The sequence below is a fragment of the Halorubrum coriense DSM 10284 genome, assembly GCF_000337035.1.
Lineage (GTDB): Archaea > Halobacteriota > Halobacteria > Halobacteriales > Haloferacaceae > Halorubrum > Halorubrum coriense.
In genome coordinates, this window is record NZ_AOJL01000024.1 from 21,523 (window position 1) to 45,291 (window position 23,769).

A 23,769-nucleotide genomic window follows, 5' to 3' on the forward strand; every position below is an offset into this window, starting at 1 on the left:
TATGACACCTGAGAGCGACGACGGACGAGCGGTGACGCGGCGCGACGCGATACGCGCCGGGGCGGCGACGGCGCTGGCGGGCGTCGCCGGCTGTTCGTCGCTTCCCAGCGCGCCGGTGGGGACCGGGGGCGCGGGGAGCGACGACGGGGGACCGGTCGCCGTGGCCTCCTTCTTCAGCTTCTTCGACTTCGGGCGGAACGTCGCCGAGGGGACCCCGCTGACCGTCGAGAACCTCGTTCCGACGGGGCTCCACGGCCACGGCTGGGACCCGAACTCGAGTATCACCCGACGGATCATCGAGGCGGACGCGTTCGTCCACGTCGGCGAGGACTTCCAACCGTGGGCGGACCGCGCCATCGAAACGATCCGGGCCGACGGCGCGGACACCGCGCTGCTGAACGTCCGCGAGGGGATCGAACTCGTCGACCTCGCGGCGTCGCTCGACCGCGACGAGGAGGGCGTCGGCGCGCAGCGCGGCAAGGACCCGCACTTCTGGCTGGACCCGCGGCGCGCGAAGCGCTCGGTCGACAACATCGCGGACGGGTTCGCGGAGCTCGTCCCCGACCACGCCGATCGGATCCGGCAGAACGCGGAGGCGTACAAGACCGACGTCCTCGACCGCATCGACGCGGACTACGAGGCGATCTTCGACCGGGCCGAGCGGGACGTCGTCCAGCTGGCCGCCCACAACGCCTTCCAGTACATCGGCGAGCGGTACGGGGTCCGGATGCGGCCGCTCGTGACCAACCTCGCCGCGAGCGGCGACGTCAAGCCCGCGGACGTCCGCGAGGCGACGCGCGTCATCCGCGAGAACGACATCCGCTACATCGCGAACGGCGTCTTCGAGTCGCAGCGACCGGCCCAACAGCTCCTCCGGGAGACCGACGTCGAGGCGTACTTCCCGGTCACGCCGTACGCCGGGGTGCGCGACGAGTGGGTCGCGGAGGACTGGGGGTACGAGGAGATCGCGTACAACATCAACATGCCCACGTTCAAAATCGTCCTCGGTACCGAGACGCCCGAGGCCGCGGCGCCGACCGACGGGTGGGTCGAACAGTGGCGGAACTTCGAACCGGTATGAGCGCGAACGAGACGGACCCCGCGACCCGTGCGAGCGCGGCGTCCGACCCCGAGGCGGGCGGTCCGGTCGTCGACCTCTCCGGCGTCACGTTCGGCTACACGGCGACGCCGGTCGTCGAGGACGTGTCGCTGACCGTCGACTCCGGCGAGTACGTCGCCGTCGTGGGGCCGAACGGCTCGGGGAAGTCGACCCTGATGCGGCTGATGCTGGGCCTGCTCGCCCCCGACGCCGGAGCGGCGCGGCTGTTCGGTGAGGACGCGGCCCGGTTCGACGACGGCGAGCGCGTCGGCTACGTCGCGCAGCAGGCCACCGCCGCGGAGGAGATGCCGATCACCGTCCGCGAGGTGGTGAAGATGGGTCGGTTCCCCTACGTCGCGGTGGGGAACCTCCCCGCCGGGAGCGGCGGGGTCGTCGATGAGCTGTTCGACGACCCGGTCGGCACGGCGCGCCGGACCGCCAACGCCGTCTCGGGGCGGCTCACCGCCGCCGACTGGCGGATCGTCGACGACGCGCTCGCGACGGTCGGCATGAGCGCGTTCGCCGACCGGCGCATCGGGCAGCTCTCCGGCGGGCAGCGCCAGCGGGTGTTCATCGCCCGGGCGCTGGCCGGCGAGGCCGACCTGCTCGTCCTGGACGAGCCGACCGTCGGCGTCGACGCCGAGTCGGTCGACGCGTTCTACGACCTGCTCGACGCGCTCAACGCCGCGGGGATCACCGTGCTCCTCATCGAGCACGACCTCGGCGCGGTCGTCGAGCACGCCGACCGCGTTGTCTGTCTGAACCGCGAGGTGTACTTCGACGGCCCGGCCGACGAGTTCGTCGAGAGCGACGCGCTGGCGCGGGCGTTCGGTGCCGGGGCGCGCTTCCTCGCGGGGGGTGGCGAATGAGCGACCCGCTGACCGCCGCGCTCGCCGCGTGGCTGTTTACCGCGGCGAACCAGTCGGCGGCGCTGGCGCTTCAGGGCGGCCTCGTCGGCGTCGGCGAAACCGTTTTCGGCGCGCTCCTCTGGGTGTTAGACCAGTGGTACTGGCTGATGGACTGGGCGCACTACCTCACCGGTCTGGAGATGCTGAACCCCCGCTATCGGTACATGCAGCGGGCGGTGCTGGTCGGGCTCTGTATCGGCGTGATGGCGCCGCTCATCGGTACCTTCCTCGTCCACCGACAGCTCGCGCTCATCGGCGACGCGCTGGCGCACACGGCGTTCGCGGGGGTCGCCGTGGGGCTGTTCCTCAACGCCGTCATCGACCTGGGAGTGTCGCCGTACCTCACCGCCGTCGTCGTGGCGATGATCGCGGCGCTGTTCATCGAGCTCATCTCCGAGACGACGGACGCGTACAACGACGTCTCGATGGCGATCGTCCTCTCGACGGGCTTCGCGCTGGGGACGACGCTCATCAGCATCAACGCCGGCGGGCTCGCGGTCGGGGTGAACCAGTTCCTCTTCGGGAGCCTCTCGACGGTGTCGCCCCAGAGCGCGGGGATCTTGCTCGCGCTGTTCGTCGTCATCGTCGGCACGGTGGCGGTGACGCGCAACCAGCTCCTCTACGTGACCTTCGACGAGACCGCGGCCGCCGTCTCCGGGATCTCCGTCAACTGGTACAACCGCGTGATGGTGATGCTGACGGCGATGGTCGTCGTGGGCGCGATGCAGATCATGGGCGTCATCCTCGTCGCGGCGATGCTCGTCGTGCCCGTGGCGGGCGCGACGCAGGTCTCGCGCAGCTTCACCGAGTCGCTCGTCGTCTCGGTCGTGCTGGCGGAGCTCGCGGTCCTCCTCGGGATCGGCGTCGCCTACTACGGCGGCGTCACCGCCGGCGGGGTCATCGTCCTCGTCGCGGTCGGGATCTACGTCTGCGCGGTCGGGGTCGGGAAGCTCCAGTCCGTTCGCGACGAGGCGGAGACCCCCGAGATGGGGAGCATCGAGACCGACGGCGTCGAGGGCGACGCCGGAGCGAGGGGTGACTGAGCCGTGACCGACGACGAAGGCGGCGACGCCGACCCGAGCGACGAGCCCCCCAAGCGGAGGGCGTCCTCGGAGGTGATCAGTGCGGTCATGGAAGACTACATCAAAGCGATCTACGCGATCGAGCGCGACACCGGCGAGCGGGTGTCGACCTCCGCGCTCGCCGACTACCTCGACGTCACCGCGCCGACCGTCTCCTCGATGATCAAGAAGCTGGAGGAGCGCGGGCTGGTGGACCGGGAGGAGTACAGAGGCGTGACGCTCACCGACGAGGGCGAGGTTGTGGCCCTCGAGATCCTCAGGCACCACCGGCTCCTGGAGGCGTTCCTGACTGAGCAGCTCGACTACAGCTGGGTCGACGTCCACGACGAGGCCGACCGGCTCGAACATCACGTCTCCGAGAAGCTGAGCGACCGCATCGCCGAGGCGCTCGGGAACCCGCCGGTCGACCCCCACGGCGACCCGATCCCCGACGCCGACCTCTCGCTCCCCGAGGCGGGCGACACCGTTCGCCTCGTCGACGCGGAGGAGGGCGACCGAGTCGTCGTCCAACGCGTCCGGCACCAGGGAGACGCCGAGTTGCGCTACCTCGCCGACGCGGGGGTCTGGCCGGGCGCGGAACTGGTGGTCGTCGACGTCGCGCCGTTCGACATGCTCACCGTCGAGACGCCGTCGGCCGAGCAGAGCCTCCCGGCCGAGGTCGCACGCCTCATCGAAGTCGAGCCCGCGACCGGCGAGGAGGCGTCCTAACGGGGGTCTCGCCGGAGTCGGTCGGCTCTGTCGGAGCGCCGGCCGGCTCCGTCCGAGCGCCGATCGGCGACCGGGCGACCGGAATCCTGAACAGCGCAGCGCCGTAAAGAGGATACGAGATGGACCGGGAGATACCGGAGGACGCGGCCGTCGTGCTCTTCGACGGCGTCTGTAACCTCTGTAACGGGTTCGTACAGTTCGTCCTCCCCCGTGACCCGGACGGGAAGTACCGCTTCGCCTCGCTCCAGTCGGACGTCGGCGGGGCGCTGCTCGCGGAACACGACCTGCCGACCGACGAGCTGGAGTCTATCGTCCTGATCGAAGACGGGGAGGCCTACGTGAAGTCGGCGGCGGTCCTCCGCATCGCGGCCGGCCTCGGCTGGCCGTACCGGCTGCTCTCGCCGTTCCGGTACGTCCCGGCCGCGGTCCGGGACGGGGTGTACGACTTCGTCGCCGACCACCGGTACCAGTGGTTCGGGAGGAAGGACCAGTGTATGCTGCCGTCGGGCGACGTCGAGTCGCGCTTTCTAGAGTGACTCGCGCTCTCCGGAGTGAGTCGCGGCCCGAAGGCGAGCCGCGTCCCGGCCTCGGTCACTACGCCTCGTCTCGTCGGTCGTAGGTGACGAACGCGAGGTCGCCGTCCGTCTCGCGCCCCCGCTCGACCCACGCGTCGGCGTCCCACTCCGGGAACCGCGTGTCGCCCGCCGGCCGCTCGGGGATCTCGGTGAGCACCATCCCGTCGGCGCGGTCGAGGAACGCCTCGTAGACGGTCGCCCCGCCGATGACGTAGACGGTCTCGACGCCGCGTCGGGCCGCGTCCGCGGCGGCGCGGGAGACCGCCGCCTCGACGCCGCCCGCGACGACCGCGCCGTCGGGGAGATCGGCGTCGTCGAGCGACCGGGTCGTCAACACGACGCTGGTCCGGTCGGGGAGGGGGCCGCCGAGCCGGTCGGCGATGCCCTCGTACGTCTTCCGGCCGACGATCACCGGGTGGCCGGTCGTGAGCCGCTTGAAGTGCGCCAGGTCCGCGGGGTAGTGCCACGGCATCCCGTCGTCGCCGCCGATCACGCCGTTCTCGGCGACCGCGGCGACGAGGACGAGGTCGGGATCCCCGGAGCCGCGCTCGCCGGGGGCGTCGGCCGCACCGCCGGGCGGGTCGCCGTCGGTCATCACTCCGCGACCGCGAACGAGATGCCGTCCGCGGAGTCGTAGTCGACGACCGAGACGTCGTCGTACGTGAGTTCGTCGAGCGGCCTGTCCGCGATCTCGATCCGGGGGCGGTCGCGCGGCGTCCGCGAGAGCTGTTCGAGCAGGCCGGGCACGTGGTCGTACCCCTCCTGTCCGTCGGGCTCGTCGGGCGCGGTGCGCTCGACCCAGCTCTTCACGTCGAGGTAGTCGTCCTTGCTCTCGACGCTCGCGAGCCGCTCTTGAACGTAGCGGAGGTTGTTCGCGTACCACTTCCCGCGGTCGCCGCGGCCGCAGTAGACGTGGGCGTCGACGACGGTGTGGCCGAACTCGCCGACCTCGAAGCCGGTCCGCTGGGCGAGCGCGTTCGCGAGCAGCGCGTACGCCGCGATGTTGAACGGGACGCCGAGCGCGATGTCGCCCGAGCGCTGGGTCAGGTGGAGGTTGAGCCGGCCGTCCTGGACGTTCACCACGAACGTGTAGTGGCAGGGCGGCAGCGTCGAGACGGCGGCGTTCGCCGGGTGCCACGCGTTCACGACCATCCGGCGGGAGTGGGGGTTCTCGTCGAGGGTGTCGAGGACGTACCCGATCTGGTCGAACGTGCGGCGCGTCGTCCCGTCGGCGTCCTCCTCGACGGTGACCCAGCGGTCCGCGTCGTCCGGCCACGTCTCGCCCGGGAGTTCGGCGGCCGCCTCGGGGACCGGGTAGCGACGCCAGAAGCGCCCGTACGCGGTGTCGAGTTTCCCCTCCTCGTCGGCCCACGCGTCCCAGATCTTCGTCTCCTCGCGGAGGTTGCGGATGTGCTCCTCGCCGGAGAGGTACCACAGCACCTCGTGGATGAGCGAGTTCCACCGGTAGCCGTCCATCTTCTTCGTCGTCAGGAGGGGGAACCCCTCCGCGAGGTCGACGGTGTACTGTCCGCTGAACGTCGCGATGGTGTCGACGCCGGTTCGGTTCGGCTTGTACGTGCCCGTCGAGAGCGCGTCGTCGACGAGGTCGAGGTACTGTTGCATTGGGAGTGTCTCCCCGCCGGAACCGTCCGGTCCGGCGCGGACTGTTATCGACTGGTACGGGGCGGAGAAAGTAAGCGCTTGGTTCCCGGATTCCGCCGACGCGTCACCGATACCGCTCGGGGAGATACGGGTCGACCGCCGACGGCAACAGCGGGATCACGGCCGCCGCGATCTCCGCTAGTCGACGCCGGAGGACGGTGTACACGACCGCGACGGCCAGCGTGCCGATCACGACCTGCCGGAGCGGCGGATCGACTAAGAGGAGCAGCGGGACGGCCAGTCCGACCGAGAGCGCGAGGTCCTCGACCGCTCCGTCGTACCGCACGCCGCGCCGCGGGGCGATCCACCCCTCCCGGTAGTGGTCGTACACCGCCCGGTCGGAGTTCCCCTCCCACGGGCGAAGCTCCAGCCCGCCGCCGTACATGTCGGCGACGCTGTGGAGGGCCGCGCCGAGGAGCAGGAACGCGATCCCGACGGTGAGTGCGGAGGGGGCCGCGAGCGCCGCGAGGGCCGCCGGGGCCGCGAGCGCGGCGTAGTAGACCGGGTAGTGGAGCGTCTTGCGGTGGCCGACGTACATGTCGAGGTCCGGAACCAGTCCGCCGAGGAAGCCGGCGGCGAGCCCGACCGGGGCCAGTTCCGGCGCGACGCGCACCAGCGGGGCCGCGAGCAGCATCCCCGCCAGCACGTGGGTCGGAAGCATCATCGTACCGGAACGCAGGCGACAGAAACTTATGAGCGTGTCGCCGCGCCGAGCGCGGTCGGTCACCCGTAGAGCGGCCTCCTGACGCGGCTGGACGGCCGCCCTCGCGGTCGGTTTATATACCGGCGGCCGATCTGACACGTATGCTCATGACGCCGGGACCGACCGCGGTCCCCGAGCCGGTGCGCGAGGCGATGTCACGCGAGCTGATCAACCCCGACGTGGACCCCGAGTTCCGAGCGATCTACGACCGGGTCACGGAGCGCCTGGCGACGGTGTACGGGATCGACGCGGACGGTTCGGGAGGGGAAGCCGGTCCGGGCGGCGCGCGCGACGTCGTCGTCCTCGGCGGCGAGGGGATCCTCGGGCTGGAGGCGGCGGTCGCGTCCCTCGTCGAGCCCGGCACCGAGGTGCTGTGTCTGGCGAACGGGCTGTACGGCGAGGGGTTCGCCGACTTCGTGGAGTCGTACGGCGGCGACCCGACCGTGGTCGCCGCCGGACACGACGAGCCGCTGCCGCTCGACGCGCTCGACGAGGCGCTGGCGGCCGACGACGCCGACTTCGACGTCGCGACGATGGTCCACTGCGAGACGCCGACCGGCGCGCTCAACGATGTCGACGCCGCGCTCGACCGTATCGAAGCGGCCGACGCGGAGGTCCTCACGGTCGTCGACGCCGTCTCCTCGCTCGGCGGCGTCTCGGTGCCGACGGAGCGGATCGACGTGTGCCTCGGCGCGTCCCAGAAGTGTTTCAGCGCGCCGCCGGGACTCGCGACCGCCGCGGTGAGCGAGCGCGCGTGGGCCGCGATGGCGGCGCGCGACCCGCACTCGCTGTACGCGAACTTCCTCCCGTTCCGCGACGTGAGCGACGGGTTCCCGTACACCCACCTGACGACCGAGGTCGTCGCGCTCGACGCGGCGCTTGGACTCCTCGTCGACGAGGGGCTCGACGCGGTCCGGGAGCGCCACGAGGCGGCCGCGGCGCGGTGTCGCGAGCGCGGCGCGGCGCTGGGGTTGGAGACGGTTCCCGGCCCCGAGCGGAGTTCGCCGACGGTGACCGCCTTCGAGACGCCCGGGCGGGCCGAGACGCTTCAGGAGCGGCTGCGCGAGGACCACGACGTCCTGCTCGCGACCGGGCTGGGCGACGGCGCGGCGGACGTCCTCCGCGTCGGCCACATGGGCCACAACGCCCGGATCGAGCGCGTGGACGAGGCGATGGACGCGCTCGCGGCCGTGCTGTGACGGAGGGGTGAGAACGCGGCGCGGACCGGCGGGATTTCCGACGGTCGCGCCGCGGTGCGTTCGCCCGTGCTTCGCCGCGCGAGGCGGCGTCAGTCGACGGAACGCCGCAGCAACAGCGCGACCCCGGTGAGCGACACCGACACCCCGAACAGGATCACGCCGAGGTATCCGACCGCGATCGATCCGATGTCTCGGATCGCCGAGTGGTACCTGTTGGTCACGTGCGCGTAGAGCAGGAGGGTGCCGACCGCGCTGAGCAGGAGACCAACCGCGTTCACCGCCAGTCCGAGCTTCGCCATGCGACACGCGACGTCGCGGGATCCAGTTAAACATACGCGGTGAGCCGAGGCGTCGCGGCCTCGCCGCCTCCGGAACGCCCTTGCGTTCGCCGCGATCAGTAGGGGACGATCATGAACCACCGCGAACTCGGCGGGGTCGGCGAGGTCAGCGAGGTCGGCTACGGCGCGTGGCAGATCGGGAGCGACTGGGGCGAGGTCACGGAAGACGAGGCGGTCGCGGCGGTCGAGGCCGCCCGCGAGGCCGGGGTCGACTTCTTCGACACCGCGGACGTGTACGGCGACGGCCGTTCCGAGCGGATCCTCGGCGAGACGCTCGCCGACGACATCGCGCGCGGCGACGTGACCGTCGCGACGAAGGCCGGCCGCCGGCTCGACCCCCACGAGCCCGACGGGTACACGGAGGCGAACCTCCGCCGGTTCGTCGACCGCTCGCGGGAGAACCTCGGCGTGGAGACGCTCGATCTGGTCCAGCTCCACTGCCCGCCGACGGACGTCTACTACCGACCGGAGACGTTCGACGCGCTCGCGACGCTCGAGTCCGAGGGCCGGATCGACGCCTCCGGCGTCAGCGTCGAGCGCGTCGAGGAGGGGCTGAAGGCGATGGCGTACCCGGGCGTCGAGACGGTCCAGATCATCTTCAACCCGTTCCGCCAGCGCCCCGCGGAACTGTTCCTCGACGAGGCCGCCGCGCGCGACGTCGGCGTCATCTGCCGGGTGCCGCTCGCCTCGGGGCTCCTGACGGGCGCGCTCTCGCGCGACGACGAGTTCCCCGAGGACGACCACCGGAACTACAACCGCGAGGGCGACGCCTTCGACGTCGGCGAGACGTTCGCCGGCGTCCCCTTCGCGGCCGGCCTCGACGCGGTCGACGCGCTGGACGAGCGCCTCCCGGACGACCGGCCGCTGCCGGAGTTCGCGCTGCGGTGGATCCTCGACCACGACGCCGTCTCGACGGTGATCCCCGGGTCGACGACGCCGGCCCACGTCCGGGCGAACGCGGCCGCGAGCGAGGCCGCCCCCCTCGACGCCGACGAGCGCGAGGCCGCGGCCGACGTCTACGACGAGCACGTCCGCGAGCACGTCCACCAGCGCTGGTAGGCCGCGGCCGCGGGACCGCGAGTCCGGCCGGGTCGGCCGCGAAACGCGTCCCTTTTTTCGCGCGACCGCGACCCGATCGACAGAGACGACCGTGGAGAGCGAACGCGAAGGGAAGGTCGCGGAGTCCGACGAGGAGCGCGAGCCCGGCGAGATTCCCGACGACGAGCGCGAGGCGTTAGAGACCATCGCGCACGGCGCGGTGCTCACCTCCGGCGGGGTCGCCGGCCAGCGCGCGCTGATCGCGGCGGCCGAGTTCGCGCTGACCCGCGGGCTCGGGCCGACCGCCTACGGCGTGTACGCGCTCGCGTGGCGGATCGCCCAGCTGTGCTCCCGGCTCGTGACGTTCGGCAGCGTCCCCGCAATCCAGCGCTACCTCCCGGAGTACGCCGACGACGCGGGGCGGCGGGGCGCGGTCGCCGGCCTCGCGTACGCGACGACGATCGGGTTCGGGGTCGCCATCGCGGCCGGCGTCTGGCTCGCGGCCCCGGCCATAAACGCCCGCACCGTCACCGAGCCGGCGTTCGCGGGGACGATGCGCGCGTTCGGCGGCCTCGTCGGGCTGCTCGGGGTCGTGATGGTCGCGTCCGCGCTCTTCCGCGCGGTCGGGTCGGCCCGCGGCGAGATCCTGTTCAACAAGCTGCTGCGCCCGGGCGTCCGGCTCGTCGGCGCGCTCGGCGCGCTCGCGCTCGGCTACTCCGTCGTCGGCGTCGCCGGGGCCATCGTCGCCGCGACCGGTCTGCTCGCCGCGGCCGCCGTCCCCCTCTCCGCGTCCGTCACCGGCGTTCGACCGTCGCTCCGCGGCGCGCGAGCGGAGGCGCGCCGCTTCTACGACCACGCCGCCCCCGTCGCGATGAGCAGCCTCGGGAAGGTGTTCCAGAACCGCGTCGACGTGCTGCTGGTCGGCGCGCTGCTGACGGCGACCGCTGCGGGCGTGTACAACGTCGTCCTCGTGGTGATCGCGGTCGCGTGGATCCCCCTCCTATCTTTCAACCAACTGCTCCCGCCGGTCGCCTCGGAGCTGTATGCAGACGACCGGACGGCGACGCTCAACGCGGTGTACGGCTCCGTCACGCGACAGATCGTCACCGCGGTCGTCCCGATCCTCGCCGTGTTGATCGTCTACGGGCGAGCGATCCTCGCGCTGTTCGGCGACACGTACGTCTCGGGGTACGGCCCCCTCGTCGTCTACCTCGGCGGCGTCTTCGTCGGGAGCGCCGTCGGCGCGACCGGCTGGCTCCTGATGATGACCGACCACCAGTACGCGCGGATGGCGCTCGACTGGCTGCTCGCGGTCCTCAACGTCGGACTGACCTACGCGTTCGTCGTCCGGTACGGGCTCGTCGGAGCCGCGCTCGGCACGTCCCTCGCCATCGCGGTCCAGAACGGGATCCAGGTGGTCCTGCTGCGCCGCTTCGAGGGGCTGTGGCCGTTCGACCGGACCTTCCTCACGCCGCTCGCGGCCGGCGTCGTCGCCGTCGCCGCGATGTACGCGGTCAGAGAACTCCTTCCCGGGGGGACGGCGGTCCTCGTCGGAAGCGCGGTCGGGCTCGCGGCGTACGCCGGCGCGCTCCGGGTCCTCGGCGTGGACCCCCGGGACCGCTTCGTCGCGCGGCGGCTGGCGCGGCGGTACCGGGCCGCGCTCGCTGAGCGCCTCGGCCGGTGACGCCACGGCGACCGCGGATCGCGACGATTTATGGGCTGACCGCGCCGTACCCACGGTATGCAGACGATCGATCGCGAGTCGGCGGGGTCGGCTCGCGTCGCGATCGTCGGCGGGATCCACGGCGACGAGCCCGCCGGCGAACGGATAGTGCGGCGGATCGCGGACGAACTCCCGGCGCTCGACGGTGGGAGAGAGGGCGGCGGCGGGACCGGGCCCGAGGGGCTCGTCCGGCTGATCGTCGCCAACGAGCCGGCGCTCGCGGCCGAGACGCGCTACACGGACGCGGACCTGAACCGGGCGTTCCCGGGCGACGTCGACAGCGACGAGTACGAGCGCGCGCTCGCGCCGCGGCTCACCGCCGCGTTGGAGGGGTTCGACGCCGTCCTCGCGCTCCACACCTCCCACAGCGCCCCGCCGCCGTTCGCCATCTTCAGCGACCTCACGGAGTCGGTCCGCCGCACCGTCACCGGGCTGCCGCTGGACCACGTCGTCGACGCGAGCGGCCTGCGCTCGACCACGCTCGACTCGACGGTCCCGCACACCGTCTCGATCGAGGTGGGTCGACAGGGGAGCGAAGCGGCCGTCGAGTACGGCCACGAGGCGTGTCTCGCGTTCCTCCGCGTCCACGGCGCGCTCGCGGACGAGCCCCCGACGTTCTCGGAGACGACCGTCGTGGAGGGCCGCGAGGAGGTGCCGAAGGGCGGCGGGGAGCCGCACGTCTACTACGCGAACTTCGAGGCGATCCCGGAGGGCGCGGTGTTCGCGGAGGACGACGTCCGCACGCACCGCGTCGAGGAGCCGGGGCTGGTCCCGGTCCTCGCGAGCGAGACGGGGTACGACGACATCTTCGGCATGTACGGCCGCGTCACCGGCGTGTTGAAGCCGCCGGGCGAGGGCGACCTCCGGGTGTATCCCTCGGACGACCGCGACGAGGCCGGCGGGCGTCGCGACTCGATGGGGGAGGGAGGCGGCGAAGAGAACGGCACAGACCGGTCGGGGCGGTCGAACTGAGCGCGCTAACCGGGGCTCACTTCGCGGTCGGCGTGATGTCGCCGACGGCGTCCATCACCTGAACCGCCGCGCTGGCGGCCAGCCCGCGGGCGACCTCGTCGGTGTCGGACTCGGCGATGCCGGCGTCCAAGTCCTCCGGGTCGGGAGTGAAGCCGGCCGAGACGGGGTGACCGGCCGGCGGGTTGACCGCGACGGTCGCCTGCGGGCCGTTCGAGCCCACGGAGAGCTCGGAGCCGACGGCGTAGCTGTCGGGGAGATACGATTCCGTGCGCGATACGATGCCGGCGACCGCGTGCCGAAGCTGTCGTTCCTGGTCCGGAGAGAGGTCGACGGCCGCGGGCGAGCCCGCGTCCGTCACACCCGGTGCCCCGGCGTACGGGTTGTTGCCGTTCATTCGAAGACACGACACGTACGCGGAGCCGAGTCAAAAAGGCGTCGGCGACGGCGACCGAGTCCCGGAAGTCCGCTACAGGATCGGCTCGGACTCCCCGTACGCGGCGATCACGACCGCGGTCGCGTAGCGGCCCGGCTCGGCGGGAACCGTCTCGACGCGCGTCTCGCGGGCGGGGAGCTCCCAGTCGCGGAGGTCGCTCCCGGCGTCGAGCCCCGCCTCGATCCGCTCGCGGACGTCCGCGGAGTCCTCGCCGGTCACCTCGTAGAAGAGCCCCGGCCCCGGGCCGGTCGCCCAGCCGAGCCCCGCGACCGCGTCGGGGTGGCGGCGGGGCGCGCGCTTCGATTCGGCGTCCTCTGCGCCCGAACGGCCGCCCTCGCGGAAGTCGACCTCGTCGTCCGGGCCGATCGTCCGGCGCGCCTCGACGACGGTGAGCCGGTTGCCCGCGGGGCCCAGCGGCGGCGCTTCCGCGACCGCCTCGACGGTCGCCTCGGCGGGGACGACCGAGGAGACTGCCACGAGGTTGTAGTTGTGGAGGTTCGCGTCCGCGAGCGCGGCGTCGTAGGAGGCCATCGCCGTGTCGGCGACCCCGACGCCCCCGGCGACGTGGATGGTGTTCATTAACGGCGAATCGGCGACCCGAGAGGTAAGGGGTTACGAACCCAATCGTCGCCGGCGGCAGGTAAGTTGAAAATAAACAGGCGGTGGCGCGTGCCGACGAGCAGCCGTCAGGCTGCGAGTCGCACGCGCGAGGGAGTCGGCCGACCGAAGGGAGGCCGACGAGGCTGGGGAGGTGTGTGGTGCCGTGCGGTCGCGATGCGGGGCGGGACTCGAAGGGGCAGCCGCGAGGGCGAAGCACGGTGTAGTAACACCGCAGTGAAGGAGCGATAGCGACCGAACGAGGAGCACAGCGAACCGCGCGAGTCCTCGCGGCTGGGGTTTCGGCGGTGTTCGCCGCCAAATTACAGGCAGCTAGTTATGAGTGGTTCGTCGGAAATCCCATAGATTCGACGACCGTATCAGAACCACTCTCCGTCGTCAGTACTGGTAATTGATGACCTGCTCGTCCTCCTTGTCGGCGTCTTGGAGCTTGTCGCGGGCCTGCTCGAAGTCCTCCTGCGCCACCTCGGTGCGACCGTCGCGGATGGCGAACATCCCGGCTTCGGTCGCCAGCGACGCGATGTCCGCGCCGCTGTACCCGTCGAGGTCGGCGGCGACGACGCCGAGGTCGATGTCGGCCGCGACGTTCATGTCCTGCGTGTGGATCTCGAGGATGCGCTCGCGGCCCTCGGGGCCGGGCTCGGGCACCTCGATGAGCCGGTCGAAGCGGCCCGGGCGCAGGATCGCCTCGTCGAGCATGTCGAAGCGGTTGGTCGCGGCCATGATCCGGATCTCGCCGCGGTCGTCGAAACCGTCCATCTCCGAGAGCAGCTGCATCATCGTCCGCTGGACCTCGGCGTCGCCCGAGGTCTTCGAGTCGGTCCGCTTGGCGGCGACGGCGTCGATCTCGTCGATGAAGATGACGGCGGGCTCGCGCTCGGCAGCGAGCTCGAAGAGGTCGCGGACGAGCCGCGCGCCCTCGCCGATGAACTTCCGGACGAGCTCCGAGCCGGCCATCTTGATGAACGTCGCGTCCGACTCGTTGGCGACGGCCTTCGCGAGCATCGTCTTCCCGGTGCCCGGCGGACCGTGAAGCAGGACGCCGCTCGGCGGTTCGACGCCGACTTTCTCGAACTGCTCGGGGTTTTCGAGGGGGTCTTCGACGGCCTCGCGGACCTCGCGGATCTGGTCGTCGATGCCGCCGATGTCGGCGTACTCGACGTCCGGGGACTCGGTGACCTCCATCGCCTGCGCTCGCGAGTCGGTCTCGTCGTCGAGCACCTGCTGGACCGCGAAGGAGTCGTTGATCGCGACGCGGTCGCCGGGGCGGAGGTCCTCGTCGAGGCGCGTGGCGGCCTGCGTGAGGACCTCCTGGTTGTTGCCGTGCTGTTTGATAACGACGCCGTCGTCGGTGATCTCTTCGACCGACGCGATGTACAGCGAGGAGGTCTTCAGCACCTCGTTCTCGCGTTTCAGCTGCTCGACGTCGTCTTTCAGATCGCCGCGGCGACCCTCGGCGTCCGCGAGCCGGGTTTCCAGTTCCTCGTTCACCTGGACGATCCGTCGGAAGTGCTGGCGGATCGCCTCCAGCCGCTCCGCGTCGCTCATCTCCGGGTCGAGCTCCAACCGCGGGCGGTCGGGCAGTGAGGGGCTGTGAGACATTCGTTGTGCGGGATAGGATGCGGGCGTAAATGTGCCTTTGGGTCACGGAGAGACCGTTGGATCGGCGAGACGAGCGAGCGCCCGTCCGCGCCGCGAAGCGCGCGACGACCGCGTGCGTCGCGACGGTATCAGCGCTGATAAACGGGTGTCAACGTTTTAAACCGGGGCGAACGGACGACAGCGTATGGACGCACGAACGGCGGGCGGCCGCGCCGGTCCGGCGCTCGCAGATCGCGAGACGAGGACCCGGAGGCCCCTCCGATGACGGAAACTCCGGACGCGACCGTGCTCGCGGTCGACGACGAGCCGGACCTCGCGGAACTGTACCGGGTCTACCTCGACTCGGCCTACGACGTTCGGATCGCGACGGGCGGCGACGAGGCGATCGACCTGATGGACGACGAGGTCGACGTGGTCCTCTTGGACCGCCGGATGCCCGACATGTCGGGCCACGAGGTGTTAGACGAGATCCGCGGCGAGGGGTACGACGCCCGCGTGGCGATGCTGACCGCGGTCGAGCCCGACGTCGACATCGTCGAGATGCCGTTCGACGACTACAAGACGAAGCCCGTCACCAAAGAGGACCTGCTCACGCTCGTGGAGGTGCTCCTCCACCGCGCCGCCTTCGACGAGCGGAGCCAGGAGTTCTTCGCGCTAGCCTCGAAGAAGGCCGCGCTGGAGGCCGCCGGCACGACCAACTCCGACGAGTACGAGGAGCTCATCGACCGGATGGAGGCCGTCCGCCTCGAAGTCGACGACACGCTCGATCACCTCTCCGCGCGGGACGCGTTCGTCGAGGTCCCCGGAAAAGTCCCGTAACGCGGGAGGCGACCGCCGGCGACTACTCGATTCTCAGATCGCCGTCGGCGCTCGCATCGCCGCCGTCCTCGTCCCACTCCAGTTCGAACTCGACGCTCAACTCGCCCGGCCCCTCGGCGGGGCCCTCGCGCTCCGCTTTCACCTCGAAGGTCGGTCTCGCCGGCGGCTCCAGCGTCGTCGACTCGTCGCCGCGCGTGAGCGTGATCGCGTTCCCCGCGTCCAGCGAGTCCGCGACCGTCCGCAGGTACGCGGCGATCTCTTCCCGGCTCCGGCGGCTCTCGGACTCGAAGAGGACTTCTTCTGGCATGCGTCGACGTACGAGCCCTCAGCACATAAACACCGCCGCGGGTACCGCGGCGCGGGGCGTCGCCGGGACCGCCCCCGATCGTTTTGTGCCGCGCCGCCGAACGCACACCTCGTGTCACTCCCCGACTCGCTCCGCACCGTCGTCGCCGTCGCCGTCTACTGGGCGGCGATCGCGCTCGGCGGGAGCGTCCTCCTCGCCGATCCGACGAGCCCGCTCGTCGCGGTCCCGGTCGTGGGCGGCGGCGCGGTCGTCGCGCACGCCGCGCGGACCGACGGGCTCGTGCCGCTCGGCTACGCCGTGGGGACGATGTGGATCGCCGTGCTCGCGCTGTCTGTCGGCACCGGCGTCGTCGACGTGTTCGTGCTGCCGGCAGGGGCGATCGCGCCGCTGGCCGACTACCCGGGGATCGCCCCGATCGGCACGGTCGGGCTGTTGGCCGTCCTCGTCGCCGCGTACGCGGCGTTCATTCGGAGGACCGCGGAGCGCGGCGGGGAGGGGCCGGAGTGAGCGCGAGCGGAACCGAGCGGGTCGTCAGAACCCGTCCTCGAAGACGAAGGTGCCGTCGCGCTGGACGACCTCGCCGTCGACCTCGATGACCGAGTCCTCGCTCATGTCGACGATCATGTCGACGTGCTCGGCGGACTCGTTGACCGCGTTCTCCTCGCCGACCGTCTCCGGGTACGCGGAGCCGACCGCCATGTGGACGGTGTCGCCCATCTTCTCGTCGAACAGCATGTTGTAGGTGAACCGGTCGATCTGGCGGTTCATCCCGATGCCGAGTTCGCCGAGGTGACGCGACCCCTCGTCCGTGTCGAGGATGCCGGTGAGGAGGTCCTCGTTGCGCTCGGCGGAGTGCGAGACGACCTCGCCGTCCTCGAACCGGAGGCGGACCCCGTCGATCTCGCGGCCGTAGCGGTACAGCGGCAGGTCGAAGTGGACCTCGCCGTCGACGCCGTCGCGCGTCGGCGCGGTGAACACCTCGCCGCCGGGGAGGTTCGCCTCGCCGTAGTCGTTGAGCGTGGAGTTACCGGACACGTCGAGCGTGAGGTCGGTCTCCTCGCCGGACACGATCCGCACCTCGTCGGCCGCGTCGAGGATCTCGACCATGTTCGACTGGAACTCGCGCTGTTCGTCCCAGTCCAGCGAGACGGCGTCCCAGACGAAGTTCTCGTACGCCTCGGTGCTCATCCCGGCGAGCTGCGCGTGGCTCGCCGTCGGGTACTGCGTGAGACACCACGTCTTCGAGAGCCGCGTCCGCTTGACGTCCTCCATGGCCCGGTTGTACGCGGCGTTCGTCTCGGGGTCGACGTCGGCGTCCTCGGTGGCGTTCGCGCCGCCGCGCGCGATGACGAAGACGTCGGCCTCCTCGTAGAGCGCGCGCCGGTGGCTCGGCTCCGTGAACTCCTCCGAGGAACGCTTGAAGGCGCGCTGCGCGCGCTTCGAGTAGTTGAGGTAGACCGGGTTCGCCCCGCGGTCGCCGCAGACCTCGTGGAGCGCGACCGCGAGGTCCTCGGCCTCCTTCGGCATCTGGATGACCACGTCGTCGCCCGACTCGATGCCGGTGGAGTGGTCGGCGATGGTCTCGGCGTGTTCGCGTACGCGTGCGTCCATGACTACCGGTTTCGCGGCCGGGGAATTACCGCTTTTCCTTCCGGCGGGGCGGGCGGGGGAGCCCGGCCTCCGAGAGCGGACGCGGGACGCGCCATCGACCGCCGGAACGGCCGGCCGCAACGCGTTTGCCCCGTCGGCGCGTAGCTTCGACCATGTCTCGGCTCGCGTTCCGCGCGGCCGCGGCGGCCGTCGGCGTCGCCCTGCTCGCCGTCTCCCTGACCGCGGCGCTGTTCGTCGCCGACCTGCTGCGCGCGGTCTGGGCCGCCCGCCCGGACCTCCCGGTCCTCCTCGCGCTCCTCGCCGCGACCGCGCTCGCGTCGGCGTACCTCAGCTACCGGCTCGGGACCGCGCAGATCCTCGCGAACCTAGAGGGCGACCGCGTCCCCCGGAAGCGGGCCCCGGACCTCCACCGGCGGATCGATTCGCTCGCGGCGCGGATGGACGTCGAGCGCCCGGACCTGTACGTCACCGACGCCCGCGCGCCGAACGCGTTCGCGGTCGGGGGCGGGAGCGACGGCGGCGCGCTGGTGATCGACCGGTCGCTCTTCCGGCTGCTCGCCCCGCGCGAGGTCGAGGCGATTTTCGCGCACGAGCTGGCGCACTTGGAGGGCAACGACGGCCTCGCGATCGCGATGGCCGACGGGGTCGGCCGCTCGGTGGTCGGCTTCGCCACCGTGGCCGCGCTCCCGGCCCTGCTCGCGCTGTCGGGGCTCGCGGCCGCCTCGGCGTGGATCCGCGGGCGACCGGGCGACCGGTCCGGCCCCTTCGCGCGGCTCCACCGGGCGCTCGCGGGCGGGCTGTTCACCGGGTTCGTCCTCGCGACCCTCGTCGCGCGGTCGCGGTCGCGCCGGCGGGAGTTCGCGGCTGACACCCGCGCGGCCGAGGTGACCGGCGACCCGATAGCGCTCGCGCGGGCCCTGCGGCGGATCGAGCGCGCGACCGACCCGACGTGGCCGTTCGCGCCCTTCTCGACGAACAAGGGGACCGACGAGGCGGCGGAGCGCTGGCTGTCGACGCACCCCTCGACCGACGACCGCGTCGAGCGCCTGCGGGAGATGGCGGAGTCGCAGGGGCCGACGCGTCGGATCCCGGCCGGACCGTCGAGGGCGATCCCTGGACGCGGCCGACCGCCGCGGTGAACGCACGGCCTCGTCGCCGCTACAGCCCGTAGTGGTCGCGCGTCACGTCGTCGAGGCCGGACGCCTCGAGCACGTCCGCCGGCACGAGCATGTCGAGCTGAACGACGCCCGGGAGCCGGCCGATCTGGACGCCGCCGGTGAACGTACACCGGGCCCGGACCTCGCCCTCGCTCATGTCGAGGAGCGTCCCGGCGCGGTCGAAGGCGTTCTGCGTGGCGTCGTTGACGGTCGCGCCGGAGCCGATCACCTGGATCGGGGCGGCGTCGGTGTCGACGTCGACGCCGTGTTCCGCGCCGAGCGCCTCGCCCGCCGCGGCCTCGTCGTCGCTGTACGGGGCGCTGATGAACGGGAGGTCCTCCTCGTTCGGGAGGAGGACGGGCCCGTCGAGGTCGACGTCCTCGATCACCTCGACGTCCATCGTGACGGTCCCGCTCACGTCGGTAGTGTGTAAGGAGAGCTCGCCGTCGCCCTGGTTCGCGTGGAGGTCGCCGACGTAGATCCCGCCGCCGTCGACGACGACCGGGCAGATCAGCGTCGCGCCCGCCCGGACCTCGGGGACGTCCATGTGGCCGTCGGTGCGCAGGTCGAGGTCGGCCTCGGTCTCGACCCCGTAGTCGTGGTCGGCCCCGACGAGGTTCTGCCCGAAGTCGCCGGCGTTGTGCGAGTCGGGCATGGTGACCGGCGGCGTCGTACCGATGTTCCCGACGAACGGCCGGAGGCGACCGAGCGTGCCGGGCATCCCGTCCGGCTCGTACAGCAGGATCGGGTGCTGTCGGGCGTTCTCGGGGATGTCCATCACGCGCTCGGCGTCGGTCGCGAGCTCGTGCGCCCCGTCCTCGTCGAGCGTGATCCCGACCGCGTTCTCGTGGTCGAACGCGACCGTGTAGCCGTACTCGAAGCCGAACGAGGAGGCGTTCGCGCCGCACTCCGCGCAGCGGATCGCGTCCTCGCCGGTCCCCTCGACGACGGAGTCCGGCCACGTCGCGCCGCACTCGGGACAGCGGTGGTCGACGAACGGGTCGTCGCCGAACGCCTCGTCGCGCTCCGCCATCGACCCCGTGCTGGTCGCCATGCTCGTCACCTCCACGTCGCGGATGTGGATCGCGACGGCGTCGCCGACCGCCGCGCCCTCGACGCGGATCGGTCGGGTCACCTCGTGGCCCCCGCGGAACGACGGCGTCACCATCGGTCCCCAACAGCCCGGCGGCGTGTACGTCGTCACCGTCCCGCCGTCGGCGACCGTGCCCGCCCACTCCTGATCGGGCCCGACGAGGCCGAGCGTGTACTGGTCGACGTACAGCTCCTCCTGAACGCCTTGCTGTGACATATCGTGTGTTGCTACGCCGTGGCACGGCATAATCGTGCCGCCCGCGGCCCCGAGCGCCGGAACGGAGCGCCGGCGGCTCGCGGGTATCGGTCGCGGTGCGCGGTCGCGGCATCCCCGTGTCCGCCGCTGAGACGGCCGAAGCTCAACGCTCCGAGCGGCCCTCGGCCCGCCGAGGAGATCCTGAGAAAGCGTCACAAAGGCGATTCGATATCCGTCAGTACGGTACTTTCCTCAATCACCGGGAGTTATTGAAGACAAAATGTTTTCAACACGGGCTCATATAGATCAGAGTACGAAGGTATTCGACTATGCCAGCAATGGAAACCGCTGAGTTCGACACCGATCTTAGCTTGTTCAAATACGACGATCTCGAACAGCTTCCGCCCGAGTATCGCACGCTCGAAGAAGACGAGCGAACGGAGCGCATCGAGGCGGCGCTGGAGACGCTGGGCGACGACGTGGTGATCCTCGGCCACAACTACCAGCGGCGGGAGATCGTCGAACACGCGAACTTCGTCGGCGACTCCTACCAGCTGAGCAAGGAGGCCGCGAACGCCGACGCGGAGTACGTGATCTTCGGGGGCGTGACGTTCATGGCCGAGTCCGCCGACATCATCACCGACGACGACCAGCGCGTCATCCTCCCGAGCATGGAGGCGTCCTGTCCGATGGCCGGGATGGCCGAGGCACTTCAGGTCGACGCGGCGTGGGCGGAGCTCACCGCGGCGACGGACGCGGACATCGTGCCCGTCACGTACATGAACAGCTACGCCGATCTCAAGGCGTTCTGCGCGGAGCAGGGCGGGCTCGTCTGTACGTCGTCGAACGCCCACGACGCGTTCGAGTACGCCCTCGACGAGGGCGACAAGGTGCTGTTCCTCCCCGACAAACACCTCGGGGAGAACACCGCCCACCGGCTGGGGCTGGAAGACGAGATCGCCGAGTGGGACCCGTGGGACGCCGCGTCGGCGGACGCGGGCGACGTCGTCGAGAGCGACGTGATCCTCTGGGACGGCTACTGCCAGGTCCACGAGCGCTTCCGCGCGTCCCACGTCGAGCAGGTCCGCGAGCGACACGACGACGTCAGCGTCGTCGTCCACCCCGAGTGCCGGCGCGAGGTCGTCGAGGCGGCCGACGTGGTCGGGTCGACGGCGACGATCTGCGAGACCGTCGCGGACGCCGACCCCGGCGACACGTGGGCCATCGGGACCGAGATCCACCTCGCGCAGCACCTCCAGCGCTGGCACCCGGAGGTGAACGTCGTCCCGCTCTGCGGCGACGCCTGTATGGACTGTAACGCGATGCGCCAGATCGACCCCAACTACCTGGCGTGGGTCCTCGAGGAGCTGGTCGCGGGTCGCGAACCGAACGTCGTCGAGGTCGCGCCCGAGGAGAAGGAGCTCGCGCGGGTCGCGCTCGACCGGATGCTGGAGATCTGACGATGACGGGACACGAGACCACCGACGTGCTCGTCGTCGGGGCCGGGATCGGCGGGCTGGCCGCCGCGCTCGCCGCGGCCCGCGAGGGCCGAGACGTGCTCGTCGCGACGAAGTCGACCCGTCCGGAGGGCGCGTCGTCGTGGTGGGCGCAGGGCGGGATCGCGGTCGCCCGCGACGACCGGGCGCAGTTCCGGCGGGACATCGTCGCGGCCTCCGACGGGACGGCCGACCTCGACGCCGTCGAGACGCTCGTCGAGAACGCGAACGAGGCGGTGTCCGACGTGCTCGTCGACACGCTGGGCGTGTCGTTCGACGGCGACGCCGCCGCGAGCGACGGGTCGACCGAAACCAGTCTGACCGCCGGCGACGGCGACGGCGGCTTCGACTTCGGCCGCGAGGCCGCGCACAGCGAGGACCGGATCCTCCACGTCGGCGCGGCGACGGGCAAGCACGTCCACGTCCCCTTCCTGAACCACCTCGACGACCGGGACGGCGTCGAGATCCGGACCGACGCCGCCGCGCTGGAACTGATCCGCCACGAGGGGCGAGTTCACGGCGCAGTCGTCGAGTCCGGGGGCGAACGCGCCCCCGTCTACGCCGGCGCGACGGTGCTGGCGACCGGCGGGATCGGCGACCTGTTCCCCCGCTCGACGAACCCCGCCGGGGCCACCGGCGACGGCATCGGGATGGCCGCGCTCGCGGGGGCGGACGTGACGGACATGGAGTACGTCCAGTACCACCCGACCGCGTACGCGGCCGACGGCGACGAGGACGGCTTCCTCGTCAGCGAGGCGGTCAGGGGCGAGGGCGCGGTCCTGCGGAACGGCGACGGCGAGCGGTTCATGCCCGCATACCACGAGGACGCCGAGTTGGCTCCCCGGGACGTGGTCTCGCGGGCGGTCGCCGCCGAGCGACGGGCCACCGGGGAGGTGCTGCTGGACGTGAGCCCCCTGGACTTCGCCGGCGAGTTCCCCGGGCTCGCCGAGAAGTGCGCGGACCGCGGCGTCGACCCGACCGACGGGATCCCGGTCGCGCCGGCCGAGCACTTCCTCTGCGGCGGCGTCGCCGTCGACGACCGCGGGCGGACGAGCCTCGACGGGCTCTACGCCGTCGGCGAGTGCGCGTGTACCGGGCTCCACGGCGCGAACCGGCTCGCGTCGACGAGCCTCCTCGAAGGGCTGGTCTGGGGGCTCCGCGCCGGCGCGGACGCGTCCCGCGGCGACGGCGACGATCCCGAGCGCGTCGCGCCGCCGGAGCTTTTGGATCGGGACCCCGCCCTCCCCGACGACTTCGCTCGACAGAAGTTCCGGCGGCTGCGGCGCGTGACGGACGAGTGCGTCGGCATCGAGCGCGACCCGGACGAGCTGCGGCGGGCGCTCGGCGTCCTGCGGCGGCTCAAGGGCGAGGTCGACTCCTACGTCCGGACCCGGACCTCCCGCTCGCTGTACGAGCTCCGCAACGCGACCGTGACGGGGCTGCTGGTGACCCGGCACGCGCTGGCGAACGACGAGAGCGTCGGGACGCACTACCGGCTCGACGAGGGCGAGGCGACGGAGCCCCGCCCGACGGCGGACGACTGATGCTCACCGACAGCGACGTCGAGCGGTGGCTCCGCGAGGACGTGGGCCACCACGACGTGACAAACGACGTGCCGGGCGAGACGACCGGCCGGCTCGTCGCCAAGGAGTCCGGCGTCGCGGCGGGGGTCGACGCCGCGAGCGCGGTGTTCGACTACCTCGACGCGACCGTGACCGAGCGCCTCGCGGACGGCACGGACGTCGCCCCCGGCGACGCCCTGTTGCGCGTGCGGGGGCCGGCGACGGCGGTCCTCCGCGGCGAGCGCGTCGCCGTGAACGTCGCGGCCCACGCCTCGGGCGTCGCGACGGCGACCGACGCCGCGGTCGCGGCCGCCCGGGAGGTCGACGGCGAGGTCCGGATCGCGGCGACCCGCAAGACGACGCCGGGGCTGCGCGGGGTCGAGAAACGCGCGGTCGCGGCCGCCGGCGGGGACACCCACCGGCTCGACCTCTCGCACATGGTCATGGTGAAGGACAACCACGTCGCCGAGATGGGGTTGACTGGCGCGATCGAGCGCTTCCGGGAGCGCGCCTCGTTCGCGACCGCGCTCGACGTGGAGGTCGAAGCGCCCGGCGACGCCGCGCGCGCGGCCGAGGCGGGCTCGGACGTCGTCCTCCTCGACAACATGACGCCCGCCGAGACGGCGGACGCGGTGGACCGCGTGGCGGCCAGCGACGCCGACGCGCTGACCGAGGCCTCGGGCGGGATCACCGTCGAGACCGTCCCCGACTACGCCGCGACCGGCGTGGACGTGATCTCGATGGGCGGGCTCACGCACTCCGCGCCGGCGCTTGACCTCTCCTTCCGGACGGGGTGACGCCGGCCGGCGCTCGCGGCGGTCTCGCCCGGCCGGAACTCGGGGGAGTCCGCCCGCCCGCGCCGCGAGCCG

At 71.7% G+C, this 23,769-nt stretch carries 25 protein-coding genes; 15 read left to right on the forward strand and 10 right to left on the reverse strand.

The genetic code is table 11. The annotated features are described in order from the left end of the window. Nucleotides 1-31: 31 nt before the first annotated feature. The 5 genes from C464_RS04810 (at nt 32) to C464_RS04830 (ending at nt 4,333) form a co-directional block, all read left to right on the forward strand. On the forward strand, nt 32-1,081 hold the full coding sequence (locus C464_RS04810; protein WP_006112452.1) for a metal ABC transporter substrate-binding protein: 1,050 nt from the start codon (nt 32-34) through the stop codon (nt 1,079-1,081). Further along, the gene (locus C464_RS04815) at nt 1,078-1,968 is read left to right on the forward strand and encodes a metal ABC transporter ATP-binding protein (protein ID WP_006112453.1); all 891 of its coding nucleotides are present in this window, start codon (nt 1,078-1,080) and stop codon (nt 1,966-1,968) included. The genes C464_RS04810 and C464_RS04815 overlap by 4 nt, the downstream gene beginning before the upstream one ends. Beyond that, nucleotides 1,965-3,050 carry a metal ABC transporter permease gene (locus tag C464_RS04820; RefSeq protein WP_006112454.1) on the forward strand — a complete coding sequence of 362 codons (1,086 nt, stop codon included), beginning with the start codon at nt 1,965-1,967 and terminating at the stop codon, nt 3,048-3,050. The genes C464_RS04815 and C464_RS04820 overlap by 4 nt, the downstream gene beginning before the upstream one ends. Nucleotides 3,051-3,122: 72 nt before the next feature. Further along, on the forward strand, nt 3,123-3,797 hold the full coding sequence (locus C464_RS04825) for a metal-dependent transcriptional regulator (RefSeq protein WP_049910850.1): 675 nt from the start codon (nt 3,123-3,125) through the stop codon (nt 3,795-3,797). A 119-nt stretch (nt 3,798-3,916) separates the two neighbouring features. Continuing rightward, nucleotides 3,917-4,333, forward strand: a complete 417-nt coding sequence (locus C464_RS04830; RefSeq protein ID WP_006112456.1) for a thiol-disulfide oxidoreductase DCC family protein — start codon at nt 3,917-3,919, stop codon at nt 4,331-4,333. Nucleotides 4,334-4,391: 58 nt separating this feature from the next. Here C464_RS04830 and C464_RS04835 read toward each other — a convergent pair whose 3' ends face one another. From C464_RS04835 to C464_RS04845, 3 genes are all read right to left on the reverse strand, one after another. Next, the gene (locus tag C464_RS04835) at nt 4,392-4,967 is read right to left on the reverse strand and encodes a dihydrofolate reductase (protein ID WP_006112457.1); all 576 of its coding nucleotides are present in this window, start codon (nt 4,965-4,967) and stop codon (nt 4,392-4,394) included. Further along, nucleotides 4,967-5,995, reverse strand: coding sequence for a thymidylate synthase (thyA, locus tag C464_RS04840; protein ID WP_006112458.1), 1,029 nt, complete (start codon nt 5,993-5,995; stop codon nt 4,967-4,969). Before thyA ends, C464_RS04835 begins: the two co-directional genes overlap by 1 nt. A gap of 103 nt (nt 5,996-6,098) precedes the next feature. Then, nucleotides 6,099-6,695, reverse strand: a complete 597-nt coding sequence (locus C464_RS04845) for a hypothetical protein (protein WP_006112459.1) — start codon at nt 6,693-6,695, stop codon at nt 6,099-6,101. A gap of 143 nt (nt 6,696-6,838) precedes the next feature. Here C464_RS04845 and C464_RS04850 point away from each other — a divergent pair, with 143 nt between their 5' ends. After that, entirely contained in the window at nt 6,839-7,936 is a 1,098-nt protein-coding gene (locus tag C464_RS04850; RefSeq protein ID WP_006112460.1) for a pyridoxal-phosphate-dependent aminotransferase family protein, read from the forward strand. 89 nt (nt 7,937-8,025) lie between these two features. On the opposite strand, the gene C464_RS04855 is transcribed toward C464_RS04850, so the two are convergent. Further along, on the reverse strand, nt 8,026-8,235 hold the full coding sequence (locus tag C464_RS04855; RefSeq protein ID WP_006112461.1) for a hypothetical protein: 210 nt from the start codon (nt 8,233-8,235) through the stop codon (nt 8,026-8,028). Nucleotides 8,236-8,346: 111 nt separating this feature from the next. Here C464_RS04855 and C464_RS04860 point away from each other — a divergent pair, with 111 nt between their 5' ends. The 3 genes from C464_RS04860 (at nt 8,347) to C464_RS04870 (ending at nt 12,007) form a co-directional block, all read left to right on the forward strand. Further along, complete coding sequence (locus C464_RS04860; RefSeq protein ID WP_006112462.1) at nt 8,347-9,333, forward strand: aldo/keto reductase; 987 nt, start codon at nt 8,347-8,349, stop codon at nt 9,331-9,333. A gap of 91 nt (nt 9,334-9,424) precedes the next feature. After that, nucleotides 9,425-10,996 carry a lipopolysaccharide biosynthesis protein gene (locus tag C464_RS04865; RefSeq protein ID WP_006112464.1) on the forward strand — a complete coding sequence of 524 codons (1,572 nt, stop codon included), beginning with the start codon at nt 9,425-9,427 and terminating at the stop codon, nt 10,994-10,996. Nucleotides 10,997-11,053: 57 nt separating this feature from the next. Then, on the forward strand, nt 11,054-12,007 hold the full coding sequence (locus C464_RS04870; RefSeq protein WP_006112466.1) for a M14 family metallopeptidase: 954 nt from the start codon (nt 11,054-11,056) through the stop codon (nt 12,005-12,007). A gap of 16 nt (nt 12,008-12,023) precedes the next feature. Here C464_RS04870 and C464_RS04875 read toward each other — a convergent pair whose 3' ends face one another. The 3 genes from C464_RS04875 to pan2 all read right to left on the reverse strand — a co-directional run bounded on the left by C464_RS04875 (nt 12,024) and on the right by pan2 (nt 14,660). Continuing rightward, nucleotides 12,024-12,401 (reverse strand): DUF5811 family protein, encoded by a 378-nt coding sequence (locus C464_RS04875; RefSeq protein WP_006112467.1) that lies wholly within the window; start codon nt 12,399-12,401, stop codon nt 12,024-12,026. 72 nt (nt 12,402-12,473) lie between these two features. Beyond that, nucleotides 12,474-13,019, reverse strand: coding sequence for a pyruvoyl-dependent arginine decarboxylase (locus C464_RS04880; RefSeq protein WP_006112468.1), 546 nt, complete (start codon nt 13,017-13,019; stop codon nt 12,474-12,476). 417 nt (nt 13,020-13,436) lie between these two features. Beyond that, on the reverse strand, nt 13,437-14,660 hold the full coding sequence (gene pan2 / locus C464_RS04885) for a proteasome-activating nucleotidase Pan2 (RefSeq protein WP_006112470.1): 1,224 nt from the start codon (nt 14,658-14,660) through the stop codon (nt 13,437-13,439). 261 nt (nt 14,661-14,921) lie between these two features. Between pan2 and C464_RS04890 the strand changes: the two genes are divergently transcribed. Further along, nucleotides 14,922-15,479: a response regulator gene (locus C464_RS04890; RefSeq protein ID WP_006112471.1), complete on the forward strand. Its 558-nt coding sequence runs from the start codon at nt 14,922-14,924 to the stop codon at nt 15,477-15,479. 22 nt (nt 15,480-15,501) lie between these two features. On the opposite strand, the gene C464_RS04895 is transcribed toward C464_RS04890, so the two are convergent. Continuing rightward, complete coding sequence (locus tag C464_RS04895) at nt 15,502-15,786, reverse strand: amphi-Trp domain-containing protein (protein ID WP_006112473.1); 285 nt, start codon at nt 15,784-15,786, stop codon at nt 15,502-15,504. 111 nt (nt 15,787-15,897) lie between these two features. Here C464_RS04895 and C464_RS04900 point away from each other — a divergent pair, with 111 nt between their 5' ends. After that, a complete protein-coding gene (locus tag C464_RS04900; RefSeq protein ID WP_006112474.1) occupies nt 15,898-16,293 on the forward strand; it encodes a hypothetical protein in 396 nt (131 codons plus the stop codon). A 24-nt stretch (nt 16,294-16,317) separates the two neighbouring features. On the opposite strand, the gene C464_RS04905 is transcribed toward C464_RS04900, so the two are convergent. Beyond that, nucleotides 16,318-17,397 carry an aminopeptidase gene (locus tag C464_RS04905; RefSeq protein WP_006112475.1) on the reverse strand — a complete coding sequence of 360 codons (1,080 nt, stop codon included), beginning with the start codon at nt 17,395-17,397 and terminating at the stop codon, nt 16,318-16,320. A 152-nt stretch (nt 17,398-17,549) separates the two neighbouring features. Between C464_RS04905 and C464_RS04910 the strand changes: the two genes are divergently transcribed. After that, entirely contained in the window at nt 17,550-18,536 is a 987-nt protein-coding gene (locus C464_RS04910) for a M48 family metallopeptidase (RefSeq protein ID WP_006112477.1), read from the forward strand. A 19-nt stretch (nt 18,537-18,555) separates the two neighbouring features. On the opposite strand, the gene C464_RS04915 is transcribed toward C464_RS04910, so the two are convergent. Further along, the gene (locus C464_RS04915) at nt 18,556-19,863 is read right to left on the reverse strand and encodes an acetamidase/formamidase family protein (protein ID WP_006112478.1); all 1,308 of its coding nucleotides are present in this window, start codon (nt 19,861-19,863) and stop codon (nt 18,556-18,558) included. Nucleotides 19,864-20,171: 308 nt separating this feature from the next. Here C464_RS04915 and nadA point away from each other — a divergent pair, with 308 nt between their 5' ends. From nadA to nadC, 3 genes are read left to right on the forward strand one after another with little or no spacing between them, the layout of a single operon-like run. Continuing rightward, on the forward strand, nt 20,172-21,302 hold the full coding sequence (gene nadA / locus C464_RS04920) for a quinolinate synthase NadA (RefSeq protein ID WP_006112479.1): 1,131 nt from the start codon (nt 20,172-20,174) through the stop codon (nt 21,300-21,302). Between the two features lie 2 nt (nt 21,303-21,304). Continuing rightward, on the forward strand, nt 21,305-22,882 hold the full coding sequence (locus tag C464_RS04925; protein ID WP_006112480.1) for an L-aspartate oxidase: 1,578 nt from the start codon (nt 21,305-21,307) through the stop codon (nt 22,880-22,882). Beyond that, nucleotides 22,882-23,697, forward strand: coding sequence for a carboxylating nicotinate-nucleotide diphosphorylase (gene nadC, locus C464_RS04930; protein WP_006112482.1), 816 nt, complete (start codon nt 22,882-22,884; stop codon nt 23,695-23,697). Before C464_RS04925 ends, nadC begins: the two co-directional genes overlap by 1 nt. Nucleotides 23,698-23,769 lie beyond the last annotated feature (72 nt).